This is a genomic window from Candidatus Desulfolinea nitratireducens, from assembly GCF_982879505.1.
On the sequence record NZ_CEYOSI010000080.1, the window covers coordinates 1 to 14,529 of the forward strand.

A 14,529-nucleotide genomic window follows, 5' to 3' on the forward strand; every position below is an offset into this window, starting at 1 on the left:
ATTTATTTACATTGTATAGTGAAGAATATGGGAAATGGACATGAAATTATCATCTCAAATAAATCGGATTGCTGAATATCCAACCACGGCGACGGCCCAAATAGCGTCGATACGCCTCGATGCGATAAACGCCCGGTTCAGTGGTGATATGGGTGCAAACTGACTGTTTTTTCCACTCCCTGATAACCTCACCATCCTTGATCAGACGGATCTCAGCGAAGGAGGGGAGATGGGCTTGGAGAGTGACACCGCCTTTGGCGGGGATCTCGTCGCCCATAATAACGGAATCACGTCTGCCCTGCGCACTGAATCGGAAACCGCGTGTCGGGGCGGGGAGGTCATAACCGATGAAGGCGTGTCCCGCGCGGAAGGCGTCAAGGATCAGATTTCGATCTTTTGTTTCTTCTCCGCTTAATGCTTCAGAAAGGAGAAGGTGGGTGTTGATGGAGTTAAAATGAAATCCGTAAGGAAAAAGGGTGCGCGTGAGCGGGCCAAGACTGCCGCGCAAGGCATGCGCATCTGAACCACCAACGCCAACTATTTTATTCCCTGAGTTGAGCAGCTCATCCCATTTCTGGATGGTTTTGGGATAGGGCCCGCAGGCGAGAAATTTCGGAAAATAGGCATAAAAAAGAGCATGTAATTTAGTGTTGATAAGGCCCTTGAATTCACTCAGACCATTCCAAATCTCGATGCCTGTATATCCGTGTACCTGCCAATCCTCCCAGGTAATTGCTGTTTCGCTGATGGCTGGCTGCTCGGGGTCGTGAGGATGGGCAATGAAGGAAAGACCCTCTATTTTGTTAACTGAGTTGATTAATGTTTGAGGATCGTCAGCATTTTGGGCTAGTTCCTGGTTTGTGCCAAAGACAAGGAGATGATTTTTTTGCGGATCGCGATCTTGATCGTGGATCTCTTCGCCAACGATCATCAGAACCCGCTTTTTGCCTGCTTTATAATAACCTTCAGGCCCTTGCACGAGAACATTATGATCGGTGGTAATCACAACATCGAGGTTGGCTTCCAGTGCAGCTTTGGCAATATCCTCGTGAGAGCCTGTTCCATCGGAATAGCGGGTATGCATGTGAAGATTTGCGATGATTTCGTTCATTGTTTTTCTGTTTCCGGTTATGAGTGATTATATTGATTGATGCATAAGATCATTTTAGATAACGCCTGTTGACTGTTTTATGCCATCACAGGTATAATCTGTCCGCTAAATTCTAGGAGGTTCGTCCATGATTAATTATATTGATATAGCTCTGATTATAACGTCAATCGCGCTGATCGTAAGCGTGATCCTGCAAAGCAAGGGCGCAGGATTGGGAGGTTTGGCCGGCGGGGATACGGGCGGTGTTTTTACCGCACGCCGCGGTGTTGAAAAAACTCTCTTTCGTGCAACCATTGTTTTGAGCGTTATTTTCTTTGGGTTGGCGATTGCCGCAGTACTGGTTACTCGCTAGGTAAGCTGCCCAATCAGGAAGGTCATTTTTTTAGAGTTGGGTCCCTGGAGCCAGCTTTGAGAAAAGACCTTCCTTTTTTTATATCTGTCCACCACATTAGCCTAACTCTCCTGAAGCACTTCTCTTTGAAGAGAGCAAAGGGTGAGGGAAGGTCTATTATGAAAAAACTTCGTTGGCAAATTCTTGTTGTCTTTCTTACCCTGATATTAGTCGGGATATTGTTGCTCAGTCAACAACCTGTTGCTACCAGGACGATTCTCACGCAACCAACCAGCGGAGGTGTTTATACCGAGGCTTTGATTGGTTCCATGAATCGCTTCAGCCCCCTTTTGGATCGGAATAACATCGCAGATCGTGATGTGAATAGTTTGATTTATAGTGGTTTGATACGTTTTGATTCACGCGGATTGCCCCTCCCTGATATTGCAGAGGCTTGGGGAACGTCACAAGATGGCACTATTTATAATTTCTCCATCCGTCCAAACGCGATCTGGCATGACGGGGCGGCGCTTACGACCGATGATGTCATCTTCACCATTGATTTGATCAAAAGTGGAATCTCCTTTTATCCGCAAGATGTCAAAGATCTCTGGGGCGAGGTCGAGATTATAAAGCTGAATGATAAAACGATGCAGTTCCGTTTGCCGGAACCTTTTGCCCCATTCCTGGACTACCTGACTTTTGGCTTGCTACCGAAACATTTACTGGGCGCTATCCCCGAAGATCAACTTCTCAACGCAGATTTCAACCTGAATCCTGTTGGAAGTGGACCTTATCAATTTGATCATCTACTCGTTGAAGAGGGCCAGATCACAGGTGTGGTTTTGAGTCGATTCGAAAAATATCATGGACAAAAACCATATATCCCACAGATTGTATTTCGTTATTATCCCTCCTCAACTGAAGCATTGGACGCGTATCAGCAAGGCGAGGTGATGGGAATCAGCCAGATCACACCCAATATCCTGGACGAGGCGCTTGCTGAGAATAATCTTTCCCTTTATACCAGTCGCCGGCCAGAGCTAAGCATGATATTTTTTAATCTCGATAATGGCGAAGTTCCCTTTTTACAGGAAATCCCTGTTCGGGAGGCTTTGTTAACGGGACTGAACCGTCAGAGGATGATCAATGATCTCTTACGAGGGCAAGCCATCCCGGCGGACGGACCGATCCTTCCCAGTAACTGGGCATATTATGAAGGCATAAAACAGTTTGAATTCAGTTCTGACGCTGCAGTTTCCATCCTGAAAAGGGAGGGTTATGTCATCCCGGCAGAGGGTGGGGAGACGCGTGCCAAAGATGGTCAATTCCTGGCCTTTACATTGCTACATCCCGATGATGCCTTACATACGGCCTTGGCAGAATATGCCCAGCGAGATTGGGCAAAACTTGGCGTGCAGGTGACATTACTTGCCCTTCCTTATAACCAGTTGGTCCATGAAAATCTTGCAATGCGCCAATACCAGGCCGCATTGATCGATCTAAATCTAAGCTACACCCCCGACCCAGATCCCTATCCATTTTGGCATCAGGCTGAAGCAGGTGGTGGGCAGAATTACGCCCAATGGGATAATCGTGCGGCCAGCGAATACCTTGAACGCGCGCGTGTGACCGCAGATATTAACGAACGGGCCCGTTTATATCGCAATTTCCAGGTAATTTTTTCCCAGGAAATCCCCGCGATTCCTTTATATTATCCGACCTATACCTTTGCAATCGATGCCCAAATTAACGGCGTCCAGGCGGCACCCCTTTACGATTCCAGCGACCGCCTGGATAGCATCGCCAATTGGCATTTGCTCACTCGCCGCGCCCTTGAACCGACTGCAACAGTCGAAACACCATAAATAATGCCAACCCCGGAACAGGATCAACACTTTCTTGAAGCTGCCATCCCTGAGCTAAAGGATTATCTTCTCTCGGATATTCTTTTTTGGCCGCTGGGAGCAAAACAGCCTCGCTTAACAATTGGTGGACTGCTCCTTGCCCAGCGACGATTACGTGCCCAGCAACTTGGGGAGCAACTCCATCCGAAAATTGCTACCCTTCGAGAAAAGTGGCGCGCCGCCTGGGAGAGAAAGGCCGCAAAGGAACTGAATGCACGTCTCGATCTTTGGATGAATTACCTCAACGATTACCGCTCTAATCCTGAGAATCATGCGATAAACTATCGTCATGAGGTCCGCTGGCGGGTGATGCTGGAATTATTATTGACAGATATCTCAGCAGATTTGGTCGAGTTAACAACTTTTGATGAATTATTGAAAAGGAAACTTGTCCCTGATAAATTTATCTGGAATGCAAATTTAGAAAACCAATTTTCTCAGGATCAATATTGGTTTTTGTATGGTTTTTTACCAGGCTAAATCTTTAATGCTGTCCGAAGATTTTATCAAGCTTATACAATGATCTTCCCAAGGAGAAAAAATGACTGACAACCGCGAAAACGCGTTGGCATATGCACATAAAAACAAAGATAACTTCCTTCATGAATTGAAGGAGGTTTTGCGGATTCCTTCCATTTCAACCAATTCTGAAAATAAAGCTGATATGCTTCACACAGCAGAATGGCTTACGGAAAAACTACGCGGATTGGGCATGGAAAATGTTGAAATATTCCCAACGGCAAAGCATCCTGTGGTTTATGCGGATTGGTTGCATGCTGAAAACGCGCCGACAGTCCTGATCTATGGGCATTATGATGTCCAACCCGTAGATCCTCTTGATCTTTGGGAATCACCGCCTTTTGAACCAACTCAGCGTGGTGATAGTCTCCATGCGCGTGGCGCCTCCGACATGAAAGGGCAAGTCGTTGCCGTCATTAAAGCAATTGAATCAATCGTAGAAAATGGGGATTTACCCGTCAATATCAAATTCATGATCGAAGGCGAAGAGGAAATTGGCTCGCCAAGTTTGGTCGATTTTATGGAAGCGCATAAAAATATGCTTGCAGCTGATTTTTGTCTCAACCCCGATGCCGGGATTATGGATAAAAAGCTTCCCAGCATCACCTATGCCCTGCGTGGGTTAGCCTATTTTGAAATTCGTGTTTATGGCCCCAGCCATGATTTGCATTCCGGTCTATATGGTGGCGCGGTGGCCAATCCCGCCAATGCACTGATGACATTGATTGCTGGTATGAAAGATGAAAATGGTCGGATCACCTTGCCGGGATTTTATGATAAGGTACGTCCCCTTGACGACGAAGAACGAGTAGAACTGGCGCGCTTGCCAATGAAAGATGATTTCTATCTGGAAGCAACAGGCTCCTCCGCATTATGGGGGGAAAAAAGTTATTCGGCAGTTGAGCGCACGGGAGCACGTCCGACGCTTGACGTCAACGGGATGCTCGCTGGATTTACTGGTGAGGGTGCCAAAACAGTTCTCCCTGCAAAAGCGATGTCAAAAATCTCCATGCGTCTCGTCCCCGATCAAACGCCAGATGAGGTTTATGAGCAATTGAAGCAGTATATGGAAGAGAACGCTCCTAAAGGTGTAACCTGGGATATCAAGGTCGAGCATGGAGGCCATCCCTCCATATCAGAACGTGATGGTGTTGGAGTTAGAGCCATGGCAAAGGCATTCGAAAATGTTTGGGGCGTGGTACCTCTCTTCACACGCGGAGGGGGATCAATTCCCGTTGTTGCCGAGATGCAAAATATTTTAGGCATCGAATCGGTTCTGACCGGTTTCGGATTGCCAGATGATCGCATCCACTCCCCGAACGAGAAACAGGATCTGCCAACCTGGTATCGTGGAATTGATGCCTTGATCCATTTTTTCTACAATTTAAGCTAACAATAATTTGTTCAGGGTTTAGCCCTGTAATTAAAAGAGAGAACTTTAGAGGTAAATTTATGGAAGATAAATTAGTTTCTTACGGCGGCCAGGCCGTGATTGAAGGGGTGATGATGCGAGGCAGCAAGGCACTTGCCATCGCGATGCGAGCGCCAGATGGTGAGATTGCTCTCCATGTTGAAAAATTGGCAGGAATTTACAAAACACGTCTGGCAAAAATTCCTTTTTTGCGTGGTTTGGTTCTCCTGTGGGACGCACTCGGTCTTGGCATGCGGGCCCTGACAATTTCGGCCAATATCCAAACTGGCGAGGATGAAAAGCTTGAAGGGCCTGCTTTATACTTTGCCCTGGGTCTTTCATTGGTTTTCAGTATTGGCCTTTTCTTCCTGCTACCTGCCACCGCTGGCGGATTGGCTGAAAAATATCTTGACTGGAACCCCTGGCTGGGAAATGTGCTTGAAGGTGTTGTGCGCTTGCTATTGCTGGTTGGCTATGTTTGGCTGGTGGGCTTTATGCCCGATATCAGACGGGTCTATTCTTATCATGGCGCTGAGCATAAGACGATCAATGCCTTTGAAGATGGTGCTGAACTCACACCTGAAATTGTTGCCGGTTATTCCCGTGAACACCCCCGCTGCGGGACGGCATTTCTGCTTACTTTGGTGCTCATGTCCATTTTGCTTTTTTCCCTCCTCGGCCCCATGTCCTTGGGCTGGCGCCTGGTCAGCCGCGTATTATTATTGCCGGTTCTCTCTGGGTTGGCCTATGAATATATCAAATGGACGGCAGGGCACCTCGATTCCAAAATTGTGCAGGCCCTTATCCGTCCAAATATGGCTCTGCAATTACTGACCACCTTTGAGCCGGATCTGGAAATGCTCGAAATCTCAATTGCCTCTTTTAACGCCATGCGGGATGCTGATATTGAATTCGCTCTTTGATATTTTGAACAAGTGACTTTTTAATGCCGTAGTTTATAGTTGAACTGCGGTATTTTTATCTCTGCTCCTTACTATTTTACGACTTACGTAAAACATCTATTTTCTGGCAGCAATGCCCCAACGCAGAGCGATGGGGCAAGGGTTTTAGAATAAGTCCTATTTTTGAAAGATATTCCATGAAAATTGAATTTGAAGCAATTGCTTATGTTGAAAACCATCGCGATGAAATTACTGATGATCAATGGGGAAAAACAATTTCAAAGATCACCCTGACTGAGTCATTCTCCGCCGAAAGCCTCAAGGGTTTAAATGAGTTTTCCCATGTTGAGATTATCTTCTATTTTCATCAGGTGCAGGACGGAAAAATCGTCGAGGGAGCACGGCATCCAAGAAATAATCCCTCCTGGCCCAAAACGGGCATATTTTCCCAGCGTGGCAAAAACCGTCCAAACCGGATTGGGTTGACGATTGCCAAAATAATCAAAGTGGAGGGAAGAAATTTAACTGTACAAGGATTGGATGCGATCAATGGGACGCCCGTGCTGGATATAAAACCTGCCTTTCGACAGTTTCTGCCAACGGAACCTGTTCGGCAACCCGCCTGGGTGGATGAGTTGATGGACGACTATTGTGAGGAGGTTTAGACTATTTGGTCAGTATTTTCTTCACGATCCAGCCATAGTTCGCGATATTTCCGATTCCAGTCAATCGTAAAGCGTACCGCGATCACCAGACCTGTCGCGACCATCACCCAAAGTTCAATCCCACGAAATTGAAATAGCCAGAGAATGATCGGGGCAATTAATCCGGTGAAAAGCGCGGCCCGTGCAGAATGGCGGATTGTCAGCACAAGGGTAAGCAGCAAGGCGAGAACAACCAGCGCAGCAGGTATTGATGATGCCAACATCGCACCTCCCGTGGTCGCCAGTCCCATCCCGCCGCGGAAATTGGCAAAGATGGGCCAGCAGTGTCCGATCACGGCAAGTGCCGCGACGATTGCCACCGACCAGGCCGGATATCCCGCCCGGATCGCAAACCAGACAGGGATGAATCCTTTGGCGATATCGAGAATAAGAACGATCGCACCCGCAAAAAATCCTGCTTGTCTGACTGTGTTTGTTGTCGTTACATGCCCCGAGCCACCATCCCGGATATCTGTATTTTTAAAGAGACGGGTGATCCACAAGCCAAAGGGAAGTGAGCCTGAAAAATATCCGGCAAGCCAATAAAGGGCCATAATGATGCTCCAGTTTTCTTTTCCTTAGGAAGCCGATTTTGTATTAGCTTTTTTCTTCTTTTGTTCGTACCGTGTCCGCAACTTGACGGGGTTAGCGGTTTTTGTCTTCATGCGAAGATTGAGAATTTCAACGAAGACAGAGAAACCCATTGCGAAATAGATATAGCCTTTGGCAATATGTTGATGCAGTCCTTCCATAACCAGGCTGAGGCCAATTAACAACAGGAAACTTAGCGCAAGGATTTTGAGGGTGGGGTGCTTGTCGACAAAATCGCTGAGAGGCGTGGCGGCAAAAAGCATAATGCCTACCGCGATCATGACCGCGATGATCATCACGGCAAGATCATCTGCCATCCCGACGGCGGTGATGACAGAATCAAGAGAGAAAACTATATCCAATACTGCGATTTGAGCAATAATCCCCCAAAAGGATATTTTATTTGGGTCGGCACTTTCTTTGCCCTCATATCCTTCCAGATTGTCGTGAATTTCATGGGTTGCTTTAGCTAACAGGAATAACCCACCACTGAACAAAATTAAATCCCGACCAGAGATGCCTAATTCTAAAACTGTAAATAGAGGTGTGGTTAACTGCACGATCCAGGATATTGAAAGCAGTAACAGGATGCGGGTGCCTAATGCCGCCAATAACCCGATCTGACGTGCTTTTCCTTGTTGATCGTCGGGTAACTTGCTGCTGAGAATTGAGATAAAAATGATATTATCAATGCCGAGTACAATTTCCAATGCGGTTAGCGTGAGTAAAGCGATCCAAGCGGATGGGTTGGTGATCCAGTCCATAAATTAGCCTCCGAAATAAATATATTCTCTCAATTTTACTCGATGAGCGCAAAATTTATTAAAAGTGATAGCTTTTGACACACTCTGAAACCATTTGCCTGACTTCGCCAGCTTTGGTCAATTACGATTGCTGAAACCATTTCAGGAGGTAGTTATGCTTAACTCGAAAAGATTATGGACGACAACGCTTTTGCTCGGTATTGCTTTCGATATTTTGTTTTGGAAGAATACACCCGGTGTCTCTTTTGCTATATTTGTTGCCCTAATTCTCTTTAGCGGAATTAGGGTATTGGCGGAAGATGATATCCACCCTGTACGACGCAGTTATTGGTTATTTCTCCCGATCAGTTTTTTCGCGGTGATGACCTTTATTCGTGCTGAACCAATGACCACTTTTCTAAATTACACCCTCACCCTGGTTTTTATGGGATTCTTTGCCCTCAGCTTTCTGGGTGGACGTTGGCTTTTCTACAGTATAAGTGACTATATTGCGGGATTCCTCCGTTTGGGGGGGAATGCGCTCGTAAATGGATTTTCATTTATCAGCGAAACTCGGAAACAACGCGAAGAGGCCGGGGTTGAGACCAAAAAGAACAATTTCTGGCCGATTTTGCGCGGGCTATTTATCGCCTTGCCTGTGGTTGCCATTTTTGCGGGACTTTTATCCTCCGCCGATCTGGTCTTTGCCCAGCGAATGGAAGAGTTTATCAAACTTTTCCGTTTGGAAAATTTACCCGAATATATCTTTCGAGGCATCTATATTCTGATCATTGCCTATATTCTGGTTGGTGTTTTGCTCTACGCCGCGCATAAAAGTCAGGATGAAAAACTGATCGGCGAAGAAAAGCCTGTCCTGGCACCCTTTTTAGGATTTACAGAAGCCAGTATCGTGTTGGGAAGTGTCCTTTTGCTCTTTGCCGCTTTCGTCCTCGTGCAGTTCCAATACTTTTTTGGCGGGCAGGCAAATATCAATATAGAGGGGTTTACCTATGCGGAATATGCCCGTCGTGGATTTGGCGAGCTGGTCACCGTGGCAGTTTTCAGCCTGCTGCTCTTTTTGGGTTTGAGTTCGATTGCCCGTCGTGAGCAGACCAGCCAGCAAAAAACTTTTTCTGGTTTGGGGATTACTTTGGTGGGACTGGTGCTGGTCATGCTGGTTTCCGCTTTCCAGCGTCTTACTCTGTATGAAACTAATTATGGGTTTTCGCGCCTGCGAGCATACTCGCATATCTTTATGATCTGGCTCGGTGCGCTGCTGGTGGCGGTGGTAGTGCTAGAATTTCTGCGCCGACAACGTGCTTTTGCTCCGGCAATGGCATTTGCGATCATCGGGTTTGCCGCAAGCCTCAACCTGCTCAGCGTGGACGGATTGATCGTCCGCCAAAATGTGGAGCGTTCAAGAGGCGGAGCGGAATTGGATATGGCTTATCTTGCCTCTTTATCCGATGATATTGTCCCTGCGCTGGTGGACGCGATGGATGATCCCGGCGTATCGCGCGTAACCCGAGAAGCGGTTGCCGCCTCACTGGTTTGTCACCGTGACCAGACAACAGGGCGTTCAACAGACTGGCAATCCTTTCATCTTTCGACCTGGACGGCATCCCGGGACTATGCGGCAATCAAATCCGAACTGGATTCTTACTCTGTCAACAATGATGACTGGCGGCAGCACGTCATCTCGCCGAATGGTGCTGAATTTGACTGTTATGATCGCTTTACCTGGGATTAGTATAGTTACAAGGAACCCGTTCCCTCCAAGGGAACGGGTTCCTGCCTGCATTATTGTTTTTAAATTGACTTAGTCTACTTCTTAGTCTATAATGGACAAGAGGTGTAAAATGACTGTTTTTAATATTCATGAAGCTAAAACCCATTTTTCTAAGCTGCTCATTCGTGTAATGAGTGGTGAGGAAATTATTATTGCAAAAGCTGGTAAACCAATTGTGCGATTGCTTCCTTATGAAAACGAAATCATTGGACCGCGTACATCTGGGATCGATAAAGGAAAAGTTATTATCAAAGCCAATTTTGATGAACCATTACCAGAGTTTGAGTTATGAAATGCTTGCTTGATACGCATACTTTTCTCTGGTGGAATCTGGGCGATCCGCAGCTCTCTGAGAAAGCGACAGAAATTATTGCGGATGGAAAAAATGAAATTTACCTCTCGGCTGCAAGCACTTGGGAAATTGCAATTAAGACAGCAAAGGGGAGGTTGATATTACCTGAAGAACCAGCACAATATATAGCTAATCGTATTAATTTACATCACTTTCAGGCATTGGCAATCCAAATCAGTCATTCAGTAAAAGTATACGATTTGCCCAACCATCATACTGATCCATTTGATCGGTTATTGATTGCGCAAAGTCAATTAGAGTCTTTTCCGATAATAACCAAAGACAGAATGATTAACTTATATGATGTAGAAACAATTTGGTAAATTCATGCAAATAAAATTCAAGGGACAATACGATAAAAAACTCTTTTATAATGCCGTGCGCCTTGCCAATCAGCCAGGGCGCACCTCCCGCCTGATGTATATTTTCGTTGGGTTGGTCTTTGGCGTGATGGCTGTTTCTACGATCAGTGAGATCATTAAAACAGGTGATTTTGCTGGAAATATCATTGAGATTGCCCTGCTCCTGCTGCTGGGAGTTGTCCTCTACCAGGCTTATATCCCTACTTATCTCGGCGCACGCAGGATGTGGAATACCACCTCTGTGCAGCGTCCATTGAGTGGTTATGTCACCAAACAGGGAATCACCTATAATTTCCCCAAAGGCGATAAATCCTATCCCTGGTCAGATTTCAACCGTCTCCGTAAAGTGGGTGGGCTTGTGACTTTGATTACCATCCGCGGCATGTTGTTGATCTTCCCTCGCCATTTTTTCAATACGGAAACCGATTGGGAGCGTTTCACCAAACTGATTGACACGCACGTTGTCGTGATCAAGAAAAAGTGACATTTTTTAACATAAAGGACATAACGAAAAAAAGGAAAACTTCCGAAAATTTTAAACCTTAGTGTCTCTTCGTGCCCTTCGCGTTTATCCTTTCTTCTGAAGTCCGAAGTCCGAGGTCCGAGGTCCGAAGTCCGAAGTCCGAAGTCCGAAGTCCGAAGTCCGAAGTCCGAAGTCCGAAAGTCTGAGGTCTCTAATGCCCAAAATCACAAAAATCAATCACATTGCAGTTGCCGTTTCTGAGATCGAGTCATCCCTCAGCTTCTGGCGGGATGCCCTTGGCCTGGAACTGGCCGAATTGCGCGACGTCCCTGTAGAATCAGCGCAGATCGCCTTTTTGCCGGTTGGTGGCACGGAGGTTGAACTCGTTCGCCCAACAACGGATGATTCCGGGTTGGCGAAATATCTCGCCAAAAATGGCCCAGGGATGCATCACCTCTGTCTTGAAACAGACGATATTGAAGGGATGATGGCGCAGCTAAAAGATAAAGGTGCCCAACTGATCAACGAATCCCCACGCACGGGAGCAGATGGAAAAAGATATGCCTTCATCCATCCCAAATCAACCGGAGGGGTGCTGGTTGAGTTATATCAGGTTTAAGGATTCACCACGGAGCGTACAAAGACCAAGAGAAAATCTTTTTGTTATTCTCTATTAAACTTTGTGAACTCCGTGCTCTCTGTGGTAAAAAAAGTGAACAGCATCTCCCTCTCTCCTGATCTCCCCATTATCGTCGGCGTCTCTGGTGGCGCGGATAGTCTTTGCCTGCTCGGTAAATTGGACGAGGCGGGCTATCCTTTGATCGTGGCCCATTTTGATCATCAGCTCCGCCCGGATTCAGGAGAAGGTGCCAAATTTGTTGAGGGAATTGCTTCTCAATTTGACCTGCCTTTTTTGAGCGAGAGCGATAATGTCTCCGCCTACGCAAAAAAACACAAAGAAACGATCGAGGAGGCTGCCCGCAACCTGCGCTATCGTTTTCTCTTTGCCCAGGCCCGAAAGCATGGAGCGCAGGCCGTTGCTGTTGGGCACACTGCCGATGATCAGGTGGAAACCGTCCTGATGCACTTTCTGCGTGGGGCCGGACTGAGTGGGCTCAAAGGAATGGAAGCTCGCGCCATCCTGCCCGCCTTTGATGCTGAAATTCCCATCGTTCGTCCCATCCTTGATCTTTGGCGAGACGACACGGTTGCCTATTGTCTGGCGCACGATCTGCATCCTCACGAAGATCCCAGCAACGCTTCTGATGATTTTTTCCGGAATCGCTTGCGGCATAATCTTATCCCCGAACTTGAAAAATATAATCCCCGTTTTCGCGAGACCCTCCAGCGCACAAGCCGCGCGCTCAGTGGGGATCATTCCCTCCTCTCCGAGCTAATTGAACCAACATGGCAGAATATTCTTCTGGAAGAAAAAAAAGGATTCGTCTCATTTGATTTGCCTGCCTTTGCCAAACTTTCCCCCGCATTGATCCGTAATCTGATCAAAACTGCTCTGGAAAGGCTGCGCCCGGGACAAATAGACATTTCTTTTGCGACTCTTGATCGTGCCGCCAAATTTATGACAGAATCTGATCGGGCGCAGCGGATCGACCTTGCCTCTGGCTTGCTTCTGTTACGAGAAGCCGACCGTCTCTACCTCGCGGATGGGGAGGAAAATCTTCCCACAGATTTTTGGCCGCAAATCCATGTCATTGCGAACCCCGAACGCTCCCTCGGGGGGATACTTGCACCTGCGATGACAAGTGCAGGTGAGCAATCTCCATCTTCAGGCAAGGGGATTGCCTCATCGCAAGACGAGGCTCCTCGCAATGACGTCGAGATATTTTTAACATTACCCTGTGAATTTGACCTCGGAAAAGGCTGGGTATTAATTGGCAGGGTGTCCGACACCGCCCCGATCCTAAAAAACGACGACCCTTTCCAGGTCACGCTCGATGCGGATACTCTTGGCAAGAATCTAATCCTCCGTCTGCGGCGATCCGGTGAAAGATTCCATCCCCTTGGCATGAATGGAAAATCCATGAAACTCTCTGATTTCTTCATCAACGCCAAATTACCGCGTCGCCTCCGGGACCGCTATCCGCTCCTCTGCACGGAAGATGAAATTGTCTGGATTCCAGGATATAGGCCTGCCCACCGTTTTCGGATCACAGAAAGTACAAAGCGAGTGGTTGCATTCTCGCTCAGGAAAAGGTGAAAATGTTCTCATCTCTCCGTTCAAGACTTTGGTTGACCTATGCTTTGCTGATTATCGCTGCGCTGGGATTGGTGCTGATCGTGTTGACGATCTACCTTTTACGAAATCCGCTCCTTTATAGGCAAACGATCAGTAAAATGAAAGCTGTTGAGACGGTGGTGCTGGCCCGCCAGGACGAGGTTGAGGAATTATCCGGGCGGGATTTGGCGGGAATTTTGAACCGTGCTGACAAAAATTTTGATGTGCGTTTGATGATCTTCGACCCCAAAGGTGGAATTCTTTATGATACACGTGAGGATGAGAGTAAGATCACCCTGCCGCGATTGAGCGCGCTGCGTTCGAATATCACCCTGCGTGATGAGAATGGACGGGCCTGGCTATACTCGATCTCAAAGCTGGAAAATGGTCAACGTTTATTGATCACGACGCCACGCCCTGGTGTGCAAATTTTGACAGTAGTCCGGGATGAGTTATTTCCTCCATTTTGGAGCGCGGGCTCAATTGCATTATTGCTCTCGTTGCTTTTGGCCTTTGTTATGGCGCGCTGGATCGCTGATCCTCTTCAACGCATATTGACGGCTGCGCGTGCAATGCCTGCTCAGACCAGCGATATTTCTGAACGGGGGCCTCAGGAAGTCAGGGAGCTGACGCAGGCTTTTAATGAGATGGTCCTTCGAGTACAGACTACGCAGCAATCGCAGCGGGAATTTGTGGCAAATGTGTCGCATGAGCTCAAAACTCCGCTGACATCCATTCAGGGGTTTGCCCAGGCCCTGCTCGATGGCACGGCTGAGACGCCCGAATTGCGCCAACAAGCGGCCCAGGTGATCTATGATGAAGCCGGGCGGATGCATCGTTTGGCGCTTGATTTGCTCGATTTGGCCCGTTTCGATGCCGGGATTGTCGAGATGGAATTTGCGCCGCTGGACTTATCTGCTTTGCTGCGAAATTCAGGTGAAAAATTTTCTCTTCGGGCTAAAGAAAAGGACGTTGATCTTCAAATCAATACGCCGGATTTACCCTCAATGATGGGAGATGGCGATCGGCTTTCGCAGGTTTTTACCAATCTGATGTATCTTCTCAATAAATAGGGGTAAGCAAAAAGGAGGGAGACCTTTTAATTTTT

Annotated in this window: 16 protein-coding genes; 13 read left to right on the forward strand and 3 right to left on the reverse strand. The window is 47.3% G+C overall.

What is annotated here, in order from left to right; all coding sequences use genetic code 11:
- Positions 1-49: 49 nt before the first annotated feature.
- Positions 50-1,111, reverse strand: coding sequence for a CehA/McbA family metallohydrolase (locus AC3DOM_RS08760; protein WP_487918665.1), 1,062 nt, complete (start codon positions 1,109-1,111; stop codon positions 50-52).
- A 127-nt stretch (positions 1,112-1,238) separates the two neighbouring features.
- Here AC3DOM_RS08760 and secG point away from each other — a divergent pair, with 127 nt between their 5' ends.
- From secG to AC3DOM_RS08790, 6 genes are all read left to right on the forward strand, one after another.
- Entirely contained in the window at positions 1,239-1,463 is a 225-nt protein-coding gene (gene secG, locus AC3DOM_RS08765) for a preprotein translocase subunit SecG (RefSeq protein ID WP_487918666.1), read from the forward strand.
- Between the two features lie 158 nt (positions 1,464-1,621).
- Positions 1,622-3,310 (forward strand): ABC transporter substrate-binding protein, encoded by a 1,689-nt coding sequence (locus AC3DOM_RS08770; protein WP_487918667.1) that lies wholly within the window; start codon positions 1,622-1,624, stop codon positions 3,308-3,310.
- A gap of 3 nt (positions 3,311-3,313) precedes the next feature.
- Complete coding sequence (locus AC3DOM_RS08775; RefSeq protein ID WP_487918668.1) at positions 3,314-3,829, forward strand: hypothetical protein; 516 nt, start codon at positions 3,314-3,316, stop codon at positions 3,827-3,829.
- A 61-nt stretch (positions 3,830-3,890) separates the two neighbouring features.
- Positions 3,891-5,261 (forward strand): dipeptidase, encoded by a 1,371-nt coding sequence (locus AC3DOM_RS08780; RefSeq protein WP_487918669.1) that lies wholly within the window; start codon positions 3,891-3,893, stop codon positions 5,259-5,261.
- 59 nt (positions 5,262-5,320) lie between these two features.
- Positions 5,321-6,202, forward strand: coding sequence for a DUF1385 domain-containing protein (locus tag AC3DOM_RS08785; RefSeq protein WP_487918670.1), 882 nt, complete (start codon positions 5,321-5,323; stop codon positions 6,200-6,202).
- Positions 6,203-6,378: 176 nt separating this feature from the next.
- Positions 6,379-6,846, forward strand: a complete 468-nt coding sequence (locus AC3DOM_RS08790) for an SAM-dependent methyltransferase (RefSeq protein ID WP_487918671.1) — start codon at positions 6,379-6,381, stop codon at positions 6,844-6,846.
- Here the strand turns inward: AC3DOM_RS08790 and AC3DOM_RS08795 are convergent.
- Together AC3DOM_RS08795 and AC3DOM_RS08800 are read right to left on the reverse strand one after the other, a co-directional pair.
- Positions 6,843-7,439, reverse strand: a complete 597-nt coding sequence (locus tag AC3DOM_RS08795) for a glycerol-3-phosphate acyltransferase (RefSeq protein WP_487918672.1) — start codon at positions 7,437-7,439, stop codon at positions 6,843-6,845. The two genes, AC3DOM_RS08790 and AC3DOM_RS08795, sit on opposite strands and share 4 nt — an antisense overlap.
- A 24-nt stretch (positions 7,440-7,463) precedes the next feature.
- Positions 7,464-8,240, reverse strand: coding sequence for a TerC family protein (locus tag AC3DOM_RS08800; RefSeq protein WP_487918673.1), 777 nt, complete (start codon positions 8,238-8,240; stop codon positions 7,464-7,466).
- A gap of 154 nt (positions 8,241-8,394) precedes the next feature.
- Between AC3DOM_RS08800 and AC3DOM_RS08805 the strand changes: the two genes are divergently transcribed.
- From AC3DOM_RS08805 to AC3DOM_RS08835, 7 genes are all read left to right on the forward strand, one after another.
- Complete coding sequence (locus tag AC3DOM_RS08805) at positions 8,395-9,969, forward strand: DUF4153 domain-containing protein (RefSeq protein ID WP_487918674.1); 1,575 nt, start codon at positions 8,395-8,397, stop codon at positions 9,967-9,969.
- 109 nt (positions 9,970-10,078) lie between these two features.
- Positions 10,079-10,300 carry a type II toxin-antitoxin system Phd/YefM family antitoxin gene (locus AC3DOM_RS08810; protein ID WP_487918675.1) on the forward strand — a complete coding sequence of 74 codons (222 nt, stop codon included), beginning with the start codon at positions 10,079-10,081 and terminating at the stop codon, positions 10,298-10,300.
- Positions 10,297-10,683: a type II toxin-antitoxin system VapC family toxin gene (locus AC3DOM_RS08815; RefSeq protein ID WP_487918676.1), complete on the forward strand. Its 387-nt coding sequence runs from the start codon at positions 10,297-10,299 to the stop codon at positions 10,681-10,683. The genes AC3DOM_RS08810 and AC3DOM_RS08815 overlap by 4 nt, the downstream gene beginning before the upstream one ends.
- Before the next feature lie 4 nt (positions 10,684-10,687).
- Entirely contained in the window at positions 10,688-11,206 is a 519-nt protein-coding gene (locus AC3DOM_RS08820; protein ID WP_487918677.1) for a YcxB family protein, read from the forward strand.
- 193 nt (positions 11,207-11,399) lie between these two features.
- Positions 11,400-11,804 carry a methylmalonyl-CoA epimerase gene (gene mce, locus AC3DOM_RS08825; RefSeq protein WP_487918678.1) on the forward strand — a complete coding sequence of 135 codons (405 nt, stop codon included), beginning with the start codon at positions 11,400-11,402 and terminating at the stop codon, positions 11,802-11,804.
- A 93-nt stretch (positions 11,805-11,897) separates the two neighbouring features.
- The gene (gene tilS, locus AC3DOM_RS08830) at positions 11,898-13,403 is read left to right on the forward strand and encodes a tRNA lysidine(34) synthetase TilS (RefSeq protein WP_487918679.1); all 1,506 of its coding nucleotides are present in this window, start codon (positions 11,898-11,900) and stop codon (positions 13,401-13,403) included.
- A gap of 2 nt (positions 13,404-13,405) precedes the next feature.
- Positions 13,406-14,494: a sensor histidine kinase gene (locus tag AC3DOM_RS08835; RefSeq protein ID WP_487918680.1), complete on the forward strand. Its 1,089-nt coding sequence runs from the start codon at positions 13,406-13,408 to the stop codon at positions 14,492-14,494.
- Positions 14,495-14,529 lie beyond the last annotated feature (35 nt).

Coding starts and splice junctions, on each gene's coding strand:
- AC3DOM_RS08760 (WP_487918665.1), bottom strand. CDS start 1,111: ATGAACGAAATCATCGCAAATCTTCACATGCATACCCGCTATTCCGAT.
- secG (WP_487918666.1), top strand. CDS start 1,239: ATGATTAATTATATTGATATAGCTCTGATTATAACGTCAATCGCGCTG.
- AC3DOM_RS08770 (WP_487918667.1), top strand. CDS start 1,622: ATGAAAAAACTTCGTTGGCAAATTCTTGTTGTCTTTCTTACCCTGATA.
- AC3DOM_RS08775 (WP_487918668.1), top strand. CDS start 3,314: ATGCCAACCCCGGAACAGGATCAACACTTTCTTGAAGCTGCCATCCCT.
- AC3DOM_RS08780 (WP_487918669.1), top strand. CDS start 3,891: ATGACTGACAACCGCGAAAACGCGTTGGCATATGCACATAAAAACAAA.
- AC3DOM_RS08785 (WP_487918670.1), top strand. CDS start 5,321: ATGGAAGATAAATTAGTTTCTTACGGCGGCCAGGCCGTGATTGAAGGG.
- AC3DOM_RS08790 (WP_487918671.1), top strand. CDS start 6,379: ATGAAAATTGAATTTGAAGCAATTGCTTATGTTGAAAACCATCGCGAT.
- AC3DOM_RS08795 (WP_487918672.1), bottom strand. CDS start 7,439: ATGGCCCTTTATTGGCTTGCCGGATATTTTTCAGGCTCACTTCCCTTT.
- AC3DOM_RS08800 (WP_487918673.1), bottom strand. CDS start 8,240: ATGGACTGGATCACCAACCCATCCGCTTGGATCGCTTTACTCACGCTA.
- AC3DOM_RS08805 (WP_487918674.1), top strand. CDS start 8,395: ATGCTTAACTCGAAAAGATTATGGACGACAACGCTTTTGCTCGGTATT.
- AC3DOM_RS08810 (WP_487918675.1), top strand. CDS start 10,079: ATGACTGTTTTTAATATTCATGAAGCTAAAACCCATTTTTCTAAGCTG.
- AC3DOM_RS08815 (WP_487918676.1), top strand. CDS start 10,297: ATGAAATGCTTGCTTGATACGCATACTTTTCTCTGGTGGAATCTGGGC.
- AC3DOM_RS08820 (WP_487918677.1), top strand. CDS start 10,688: ATGCAAATAAAATTCAAGGGACAATACGATAAAAAACTCTTTTATAAT.
- mce (WP_487918678.1), top strand. CDS start 11,400: ATGCCCAAAATCACAAAAATCAATCACATTGCAGTTGCCGTTTCTGAG.
- AC3DOM_RS08835 (WP_487918680.1), top strand. CDS start 13,406: ATGTTCTCATCTCTCCGTTCAAGACTTTGGTTGACCTATGCTTTGCTG.